Below are 9,868 nucleotides of genomic sequence, written 5' to 3' on the forward strand. Positions count from 1 at the left end.
TAATTTTCATAACCCACAACTCAACTAAATATGCCACTCGGCTAACTCTTCCAAGGTGAGGTTTAGCAAATCACACAACATTTTCATTTGTGCAGGATATAGCTTAGGAATGTGCCTGCCAGCTTCCCAGTTGCTGACAGTTTGATCCGTGACGCCTACCGCATCCGCTACCTGTTTCTGAGTTAGCCCCAATCGTTTCCTTAGCTGCATCAGCTTACGACCTGAACTCATTGCCTCCTGATTGCCTTAACTATACTCTGCCAACTCGTCTAAGGTTAAATCGAGCAAATCACACAATGCTTTCGTCTGGATGGGGTAAAGCTTTGGTATATGTCTGCCAGCTTCCCAATTTTTCACAGTAGTTACCGTCACACCCAATTGATCAGCGACTTGCTGCTGCGTCAGATGCAGTGATTCACGTTGGCGTTTAAGCTTTTCCCCCACACTCGTCATTACTGTTTTATTCCAGAATCCTCATGGTTAAATTGACTTAACCAGAATTTGCCCGTAATATAAAGGCAGAACTTCAGATGGTCAGAAAGCCAGTGCATCCCGGCGACCAACCTCTTAGCACTGGCTCTGGCTCCAATTTCAGATGGAGACACATTTATTATGCCTTACAAACAACGCCTTTATCCTTGGGTGCTGGTTCGCCTGCTACCCAAAATGCAAGGAGTCACTGTAGCACAGTATCGTAGCCGTTCCGATGCGGATGGTCATCTGTGCATACTCCGCCGTCTGATGCCGAATGCCCAATTTGTGGTGATGTTTAATCCGGGCTTACCCCCAGAGAATCAGCCAAACTCGCGCTAGCACGTCGGTGGAAAGGGCGCACGTCGGTGCGCCCCTACGGTTTCCGGGCGTGGGACTAATCCATAAATCAATATTCCTCAAACCCTTACATTACATAAGACGTAGCTTGCTTCTTTTCGGAAGCGAGTATAACAAATGACAAATGACGAATGACAAATGACTTACTCCTTCACAATCTCAAACAAATCCTCTATCAATACATCAAATGTCCGTGCTAACTTCAGCAGCGCCCCAATATCCACCATCGTCATTCCTGGCGATCGCGCGTAGGTTTTGATGGTACTATAGGGAACCCCAGACCGTTCAGCGACATCCAGCAACGTCCAGTTTTCTCTAGCCGCTAGTTCCCTAATCCGCAACCGAACTCGTTCGCCTCTTGACATAAAGTTTAAATTTCGTCTACACTAAGCAAATTAAAAGCGATCGCACCATTAGGTATGTAGCCAGATTGCGATCGCCATATCATATCAAAACACAACCCCATTGTTTGGGGTGCATCTCCTATGTTATCAACACTTCAGGTAAAATCAAGAGCCACTCATCCGTTACAGCGATTTGTCACCCGAGAAGCCATTGCGCTTTTGCTCAATCTCCATCCTGACGAGATTTATCGCATTGACTGCTGGCGATATGTGATTCACGTTGTTGGCAAGGGAGTCAGCACGTTTGTCAGTTATGCCGATATCCCGCCAATTTTAGGTGTAGACTCGCCTACGCTGAAAGATACCCTCTGTTGGCGCAGGCGCTGGCGCAAGCATAAGTACAAAGCGCCGGACTTTTGGGCGACATTTTATCAACGCAAGTTTCAGCAATCCCTGTCTCTATCAGAACTGTATCAATGGGGGGAGTTGGTGAACCGGATTCAATTTGGACTGTCGGGCGCAACTCTAGAATGGCTGCGAAGCATATATAAAAAGGAGAGAGAATCATTCAACTTCTGAATAAAACTCTTATCCAGTCAGCTTTAGCTGACTTGAGCTTTCAGCCTTGGGTTTAAACCCAAGGCGATTGGTGAGGCTGGTGCAAGATGTGAATAAAACTACAATTCCCCACCTCCGCACCCCAAAAAGGGCGGGTTTAGTTCAGTTAGGGGTTTCTGCAAAACGGTATTGGTAAAACCCGCCCCTACCACCCTGTACCTCTGCTCCCCCGCTCCCCCTTTGAGTAAGCTACAATTATTAAGAAATCTATAGTAAGATCGACCTCTCTCATCTCACTCCCTAACGCCTTTATGACTCTTCCGATTCGCAACGTTGCCATTATTGCCCACGTCGATCACGGCAAAACCACCTTGGTTGACGCCCTACTCAAACAATCCGGTATCTTCCGTGAAGGGGAAGAGGTTCCTGATTGCGTTATGGACTCCAATGATTTGGAGCGAGAGCGGGGAATTACGATTCTGTCTAAAAATACAGCAGTTCACTATAAAGATATCTTAATCAATATTGTCGATACTCCCGGTCACGCCGATTTTGGTGGGGAAGTGGAACGGGTATTGGGGATGGTGGATGGTTGTATCCTGATTGTGGATGCCAATGAAGGACCGATGCCGCAAACCCGGTTCGTCCTCAAGAAAGCCTTGGAAAAAGGACTGCGCCCGATTGTGGTGGTGAATAAAATTGACCGTCCTCAAGCTGATCCCTACGGTGCTGTGGATAAAGTCCTGGATTTGTTTATTGAATTGGGGGCGGATGATGATCAGTGTGAGTTTCCCTATCTGTTTGCGTCTGGGTTACAAGGGTACGCTAAAGCGGATTTAAAGGACGAAGGGGTGGATGTGCAACCCTTGTTTGAATCCATCCTGCGCCATGTTCCGCCGCCTGTGGGTGATGTGAGCAAGCCTCTACAATTGCAAGTCACGACGCTGGATTATTCGGATTATCTGGGTCGAATTGTGATTGGCAAAATCCATAATGGCGTAATTAAAGCGGGTCAGCAAGCGGCTTTAGTTACAGAAAGCGGGGAAATTGTCAAGACTAAAATTAGCAAACTTATGGGGTTTGAAGGACTCCAGCGGGTTGATTTAGAGGAAGCCTTCGCCGGAAATATTGTCGCGGTGGCGGGGTTTGCTAATGCCAATATCGGTGAGACGATTACCTGTCCTAATGAACCCCAAGCCTTACCGTTAATTAAGGTGGATGAACCGACATTGCAGATGACGTTCTCGGTGAACGATTCGCCATTTGCAGGTCAGGAAGGGGATTACGTCACCTCTCGGCAATTGCGCGATCGCTTGATGCGAGAATTAGAGACGAATGTGGCTCTGCGTGTCGATGAAACTGATTCTCCGGATAAATTCTTAGTCTCTGGGCGGGGGGAATTACACCTGGGTATCCTGATTGAAACCATGCGCCGGGAAGGGTATGAGTTTCAGGTGTCTCAGCCGCAAGTGATTTATCGGGAAGTCAAGGGTCAACCCTGCGAACCTTACGAAGTCTTGGCGCTAGACATTCCCGAAGAAGCTGTGGGTGGCTGTATTGAACGCTTGGGTCAGCGCAAGGGCGAAATGCAGAATATGCTAGTCAGTGGTAATGGTCGCACGCAATTGGAATTTGTGGTTCCCGCACGGGGTTTAATTGGCTTCCGGGGTGAATTCATGCGCCTGACGCGGGGGGATGGGATTATGAATCACAGTTTCTTGGATTATCGTCCGCTTTCCGGTGATGTGGAAACCCGCCGCAATGGGGTGATTATTGCCTTTGAGGAAGGGGTGGCGACTTTCTATTCGTTGAAAAATGGCGAAGACCGAGGGGTATTCTTTATTACACCGGGGACGCGGGTGTATAAGGGGATGATTGTTGGCGAACACAACCGTCCTCAAGATTTGGATTTGAATGTTTGTAAGACTAAGCAGTTAACCAACCATCGTTCCGCCACCGGGGATGAATTGGTGCAGTTGCAAGCGCCAGCCGAGATGAGTTTGGAACGGGCGTTGGAATATATCGGACCGGAAGAATTGGTGGAAATCACGCCGCAGTCGGTGCGGTTGCGGAAGGTGACGAAGAAGCTAGTCAGGCGTTAACGTAGGGGCGCATAGACGTGCATCTGCGTCAACTTAAGACTTTGTATTACTAGCGCTCAAAGTTTAGATCCCCCTAAATCCCCCTTCAAAAGGGGGACTTTGATTACAGCAGTTTTTAACGTAGGCGCGGAAGTCCTCACCCTCAACGTCAGTAGGGTGAGGATGGACAGCGGGAAATCGGAAGTATGAAGATTTCCAAATACTTTTAGCGCTATAATGGCAGCAACCCTCCTAGGTCTACCTTCTAATGCATGGGAAGACAGATGGCTGGGCTAGGTGTGATAGAGATGTAGTCCTTGCGCGGCTCGGAACTCGACCACCGTTCGCTTTTTAGCGTCCTCCAAAAGAATAGCGCAAGATGCCCAATGGCATTACTCGGTTAGTACAGACGCTTGCACTTGCGCGTCTCTACAACCACAAACCGCGAAAATCAAGCGGACTAACAAAATATCACTGTCTGCGGAAGGCGGACGGCTGCCTGTTGACGCCCTTGTAAGACCAATGGAGGGCAACCTTTAGAGGCGTTGGCGGATGAAACGGGAAACCCTGAAGACGAATAAGACCGTCATTGTTTAGCTAAGTTAGAAGCCCTAACTTGCTTCGCTGAAGTTAGGGTACTTCACGCTAGTAGACTAAAGACAATGACTGCGCCCAAAAGCAAGCCGATATAATTTTGTATTCCATAAACGTGAAAAGCGCTGTAATTTCTGGTTCCCCCCTTTTTAAGGGGGGCTAGGGGGGATCTATTATTAATATTAAGTAAGGGTTTTAGACTTAAGTTGACACCAATGGGCAATGCTGTACCCCTACTGACAGGAATACAATAATTGTTAGTCCAGATAATTTTTTTGGGTTAAAATTGCTACGCCTTTCCAAGGATCTGGGTCAGGATATCCCTATCTCCCCCATCTCCCCTATCTCCCTCATTCCTCCACTCCCACAATCACCGCCAACGCCTCAGCATATTGCTGTAACTCCTTTCCCAGTATTAGCAACTCCTCATACATCTGAGGTTCTAACGACCAATTTTTCTCATGCTGTTTGGGACTCGTTGTGTCAGGTTTCTGGGCTTCCCAGGTTTGTAATAACGGATGCCATTTTGATAGAAAGGGGCGCAATCCTTTATTGAGAACCGCGATCGCAATTCCGCCAACAGATTTAGAAGAGATGCCCACATCGGGACCCGCGTCTCTGAGGATTTGCCGGGTAATCGCAAACATACTATAGAGAGAATTGAGCGCTTCTCGCAGCAGTCCTTGGTCGGCTTCTAGGGATTGTACCGTGATGCGAGTGACCAGTTCAACGTAGAGTGACCAAGCGGCTTTGCGTTCGGTTTCATCGGCTTCCCATTCCGCACCGCCGATGCCAAATGGGAGGCTGACAGAGACTTTTTTTAATTTGGCGGGGTCTTGTTTGGGCATTGGTTTATTTCTTTGATGAATTCATTCGTTTCTAAGTTGGACTGACGGTAAACTCTTTGACAACCTTGGCGATATCTGTTGCTTGAACGGGATACAGTTTCGCTAGACATCCACACATTTGATAAGCAGTGTGCAGGTAGTAAGCGCAAGGAATTAACAACCGTTTGAAGTTCTCCCGATCGCCTGTTTCGACCAGCCATGATGCAATTCCGGGTAGATACAATTTACGCTCTGTAAGTATTTTCTCCGCTGTCTTCACTGCTTCCTCTCCCTTACCTGCCATTACCTGTATCCCTGCAATCGCTTTGAGCGCTTTTATAAGTTTTTGTTTATCCTCTATCTTGTCTTTAGCTTGAAGGGCAGCAGTGAGAGTTTTCAAGAGTTCTTGTTTTTTCCCTTTCTTAAACTGAGTCAAGGCAATCCACGAAAGGGCTTTCACCAGTTCCGATTCATCCTCAATCTCGTCTGTAGTTTCCAGAGCATGGGAAATTTCTCCTGCCTGTGCCTGTGCTGCTGCTATTTTCGACAAGTAAATGTCTCGCTCCCTTAGAAGTTTTTTGGCAGATACAAGGAGTTCCTTGAAAGTAGCTAGTGCAGCTTCTTCGTCTATAACTGCTTGTGCTAATGCTATTGTACATAGAGCATTCACCCAATCCAGGGAATGTCCTTCGGCAATTTCAGAGGCCATCAAGAGGGTTGTCTTTGCCTCATCTTTTCCATCTTCTGCCTCTGCCTTGGCTATAATTCCAAACACTTCAGCTTTGCTCCAAAGGAATTCAATCCTCTGTGCCGTCTTACGAGCATCAGGATACTCCTTTGCCCTCACTCGTGCCTTAGCTACTATTGTGAAGCTATTTACACGTCCATCTTGAGTTTCAATTGACTGGGCAATCTCGATAGCACTATCAAAAATAGCTTTCGCATTTTCTCTCTTTCCCGCCTTTGTCAGTACCTCTGCTATTTGTGCTGTGATAATTACTCTTTCTTTTTTTCTATGGTTTTTAATACTTTGGGCAATCTGATGAGCAATGCTGGCGGTAACTATCCCTTCTTCCTGCTGCTCGATTTTTACCTGTACCTCTGCTACGTCTGCTAGTGCTAAAGCTTTTAAAAACTCAGCTTCAGCTTCTTGTGCCAATTTAAGAGCAGCGGCAAAGGTAGATCTGGCTTCTCTAGGTTGCCCGTCTTCTGCTAGTTTCTTTGCAATCAAACCTAGGGCTTCTAGTTGTGTCCAACCGTATATCTTTTCAACCTCCTCAACAATCTGTCGCAGATCAGTAAAATTCTCTGCCTTGGCGTATTCTTCTGCTTGTGTTAAAAGATTACTGTACTGTCTTCCTCGATTCTCAATTTCTTCGGTAGTCTTACGAGCATTCGTATGTTTAATAAACTCACTGGCTTCAGCTTGCGATACTGCTATCTCTCTGATGGCATCCAAGTTGCCATAGTTGCTAAAAATTCTATATAGAGTAATACGGTGATATTCCTCCAAAATCTGCTGAACTATAACAGTACAGATATCCTTAATGCTACAGATATCCTTATTCTGGATAAAAATATATGCGAGGAAATAAGCAGCATAATCACCTTGCCAACGGGCATCCCAATTTACTAGAAAATGAGGTAATTCTTTCTTCTCCAACTTATCTAAAGTCTCGCGTGCTTCATCCAGCTTTTCCTCGTCTTTCAATTCCCACGCCAGTAGCAAATACCAAAGAATACAGCACTCAATCTCATACTGATCCGCCAGTATCCATGCCCTTTTGAGACTGCCTGATCGCAATGCATCTAGTGGTGACTCTTGAGCATTTGTCTGCCCCAATCTGTGTGCGTGTACCAGCACAAACTCAGCCATTCTCTCTGCCTTGTCTTCCTCAGCAGCACCGAGCAAGGCAGCCTGCACTGTCTTCAGAGGTAAATCAGGTTCATCAGATAACTGTTGCTGTTGGGCAGATGAAAAATTTTTGTCGCGTGCGATCGCATACAACTCCTCCCACCGCTTCGCCTTTCCCAAGTGTTCGGCATAATGCCGCAACCCATAAGAACTATGGTTGTCCTGCCATTTGGCACAATAGTCAATTAACTTATCTTCCGCCAAAGACGCCTGACGCCCCAGCGCTCCTTTAAACTCCTGGGCGAGTAAGGGGTGAGCAAAACTATAATTCTTACTTTTGACGGAATCTGGAAAACCTCTCTCCAAACCTCTCTCCTGCAAGGAGAGAGGCTTTGAATTCTCCCCCTTCCCTTGCTTTGAATTCTCCCCCTTCCGTGCAAAAAAAAGCGAAGCATCCTTTGCCATCTCCCCTTGTAGGGGAGAACGAGAGGGGTGGGAAGGGGGCTGGGGGGTTAGGTTTGATATCGATTTTTCTGGATGGCGTGAAAAGTCAGAACTATAACAACCCGTTTGAATACTAAACCACCGTGTCGCCTGCCAGGGTAAATCGGCTAAATCCCAGGCATTCAACGCAGTCAACGCTTCAATATCATCCTCAGATAACGCTCCCAACGCCACTGACAGCAAGGCAAACAACTCCCGCACTTCCCCTTGTCGCTTAATCTCCTCAACTTTGGCAAGTTGGCGAAACTGTTCTTTGACATAAGCTTTGAACCCACCGGGACTATTCCGGAGTACCCCCTGCACATCCTGACACTTTATTGCCGCCTGTCTCAAGTCATCAATCAGATAACGCAGGTAAAGCGGGAATCCCCCAGTTATCTCATCCAGCCGTTGAACAAAATCCTGATTCTGGCTATAGGTGACTAACTCGCTGATTTGCGCCAGCCACTTAGGAATTGCCTCACGGCGTAGCCGCTTCAGATACAATCTCTGAGCATTATCCGTCCAATTCCGCAGGTATTCCGGCTCATCCCCTACCTCAGCCCGTGCTGAAGCAATCACAAACACCCCATCCGCGAGCCTGGTAAAAAACGGCTCCAACGTTTCTGAAGCCTCATCCAACCCATCCAACACAATCACCAGACGCTTACCCTCTGGCGAGACAGGTTTCTCCAGCATCCCTACCAGGATATCCCGCATCTGATTTGGATCAGTAGGAAACTGCCCATTCCTAATGTTGTGATACAGATACAGTTGTTTGAGCAGATGGCGATAGGCTTCCGAGACTAAGCGCGTTTTCTGGTAACGATAACTAAAGCAGTGATAGGCGATGAAACAATCTTCCTGCTGGCTTTCTTGCCAATGCGACAACAGAGCCGATTTGCCAAAACCCGCCGCCCCCGTTACCAACAGCACTCCCCTAGAACTGTGCTGCACAAACTCATCAAGCTGACACTGCTCATCCTCCCGCCCTTCAAAGGGCTGCTGGATATACTCATTAACTATTCCCTTAACTTGAGCTTCTATCTCGTAGCCGATATATTGCTCACCAATAATCGAAATAGCCGATTCAGCCAGGATGTTATTGAGGCGTTCAACTCCCTCTGACTCTTGCTCTAGCCGTTGAATCACTCGGATTGCCCGCAGTGATTGCTCGGCAAAGGGGCTGGGAATAATCGCCGGGTCAATTCCCAACCGGAACAGCACTTGCTCAAATTGAGCCGGATTCAGCCTTTTCAGGCGCTGTAGTAGTTCGCCTCGACTATCCATTCAACCCTATCCACCTGATACCAACTTGCCTTCTATCCTGTCATTCTGAGTGTTCTATCATGTTATTCTGAGTGTTCTATCCTGTCATTCTGAGCGTTCTAAGCTGTCATGCTGAGTGTTCTATCTTGTCATTCTGAGCGAAGCGTGAAGCGAAGCTATAGCGAGGAACGAGATACGAGAATCTGGACAAATGCTGCGCTAGAGTTCCTTACGCGAATCATGACAGATTCTGCCATAGACAGCACTACCAAACTGTAAGTAGGGCTTGCTGCACAACCTAGAAATCCTGAGCCATCAATACTTTGAGGCTTATGGGCAGTGGATAAAGTGCTAGGACATGCGGTAGCATCCTTCATAAGTATGGCCTCACCTTGCTCAGGGAAAATGTACCCTTGCTCCCCCATTTCCTTGCACTTTATCCACTGCCCATAAGCCTCAAAGTATTGATGGCTCAGGATTTCTAGGTTGGGCAGCAAGCCCTACTTACAGTTTGCTAGTGCTGTCTATGGCAGCATCTGTCATGTTTCGCGTAAGGAACTCTAGCGCAGCATTTGTCCAGATTGTCGTATCTCGTTCCTCGCTCTAGCTTCGCTTCACGCTTCTCTCGGAATGACAAGATAGAACACTCAGCATGACAGCTTAGAACGCTCAGAATGACAGGATAGAACACTCAGAATAACATGATAGAACACTCAGAATGACAGGATAGAACACTCAGAATGACAGGATAGAAGGCAAGTTGGTATCAGGTGGATAGGGTTGAATGGATAGTCGAGGCGAACTACTACAGCGCCTGAAAAGGCTGAATCCGGCTCAATTTGAGCAAGTGCTGTTCAGTTGGGAATTGACCCGGCGATTATTCCCAGCACGCTTCGCGAGCTATGACTCTGGGCAATCCGAGTGATTCATCGGCTAGAGCAAGAGTCAGAGGGACTTGAACGCCACAATATCAGCCTGGGTGAATCGGCTATTTCGATTATTGGTGAGCAAAATATCGGCTACGAT

Annotated in this window: 8 protein-coding genes; 3 read left to right on the plus strand and 5 right to left on the minus strand. The window is 47.3% G+C overall.

Going from position 1 to position 9,868, the window contains the following annotated elements:
* Positions 1–24: 24 nt before the first annotated feature.
* Positions 25–231: a helix-turn-helix transcriptional regulator gene (locus RIB93_RS09060; RefSeq protein ID WP_446372385.1), complete on the minus strand. Its 207-nt coding sequence runs from the start codon at positions 229–231 to the stop codon at positions 25–27.
* A 15-nt stretch (positions 232–246) separates the two neighbouring features.
* A complete protein-coding gene (locus RIB93_RS09065; protein WP_006105643.1) occupies positions 247–453 on the minus strand; it encodes a helix-turn-helix transcriptional regulator in 207 nt (68 codons plus the stop codon).
* Between the two features lie 159 nt (positions 454–612).
* Between RIB93_RS09065 and RIB93_RS09070 the strand changes: the two genes are divergently transcribed.
* Positions 613–813, plus strand: a complete 201-nt coding sequence (locus RIB93_RS09070; RefSeq protein WP_446372387.1) for a hypothetical protein — start codon at positions 613–615, stop codon at positions 811–813.
* A gap of 161 nt (positions 814–974) precedes the next feature.
* Here the strand turns inward: RIB93_RS09070 and RIB93_RS09075 are convergent, their stop codons facing one another.
* Positions 975–1,196 carry a helix-turn-helix domain-containing protein gene (locus RIB93_RS09075; protein WP_044210723.1) on the minus strand — a complete coding sequence of 74 codons (222 nt, stop codon included), beginning with the start codon at positions 1,194–1,196 and terminating at the stop codon, positions 975–977.
* Between the two features lie 120 nt (positions 1,197–1,316).
* Between RIB93_RS09075 and RIB93_RS09080 the strand changes: the two genes are divergently transcribed.
* Together RIB93_RS09080 and typA are read left to right on the plus strand one after the other, a co-directional pair.
* Complete coding sequence (locus RIB93_RS09080; protein WP_446372389.1) at positions 1,317–1,754, plus strand: hypothetical protein; 438 nt, start codon at positions 1,317–1,319, stop codon at positions 1,752–1,754.
* 290 nt (positions 1,755–2,044) lie between these two features.
* Entirely contained in the window at positions 2,045–3,835 is a 1,791-nt protein-coding gene (gene typA / locus RIB93_RS09085; RefSeq protein ID WP_446372391.1) for a translational GTPase TypA, read from the plus strand.
* Positions 3,836–4,758: 923 nt separating this feature from the next.
* Here the strand turns inward: typA and RIB93_RS09090 are convergent.
* Positions 4,759–5,256 (minus strand): hypothetical protein, encoded by a 498-nt coding sequence (locus tag RIB93_RS09090; protein ID WP_446372393.1) that lies wholly within the window; start codon positions 5,254–5,256, stop codon positions 4,759–4,761.
* Positions 5,257–5,287: 31 nt separating this feature from the next.
* Complete coding sequence (locus RIB93_RS09095) at positions 5,288–8,863, minus strand: AAA family ATPase (protein ID WP_446372395.1); 3,576 nt, start codon at positions 8,861–8,863, stop codon at positions 5,288–5,290.
* Positions 8,864–9,868: the final 1,005 nt, after the last annotated feature.

Source organism: Coleofasciculus sp. D1-CHI-01 (assembly GCF_040218875.1).
Taxonomy (GTDB): domain Bacteria; phylum Cyanobacteriota; class Cyanobacteriia; order Cyanobacteriales; family Coleofasciculaceae; genus Coleofasciculus.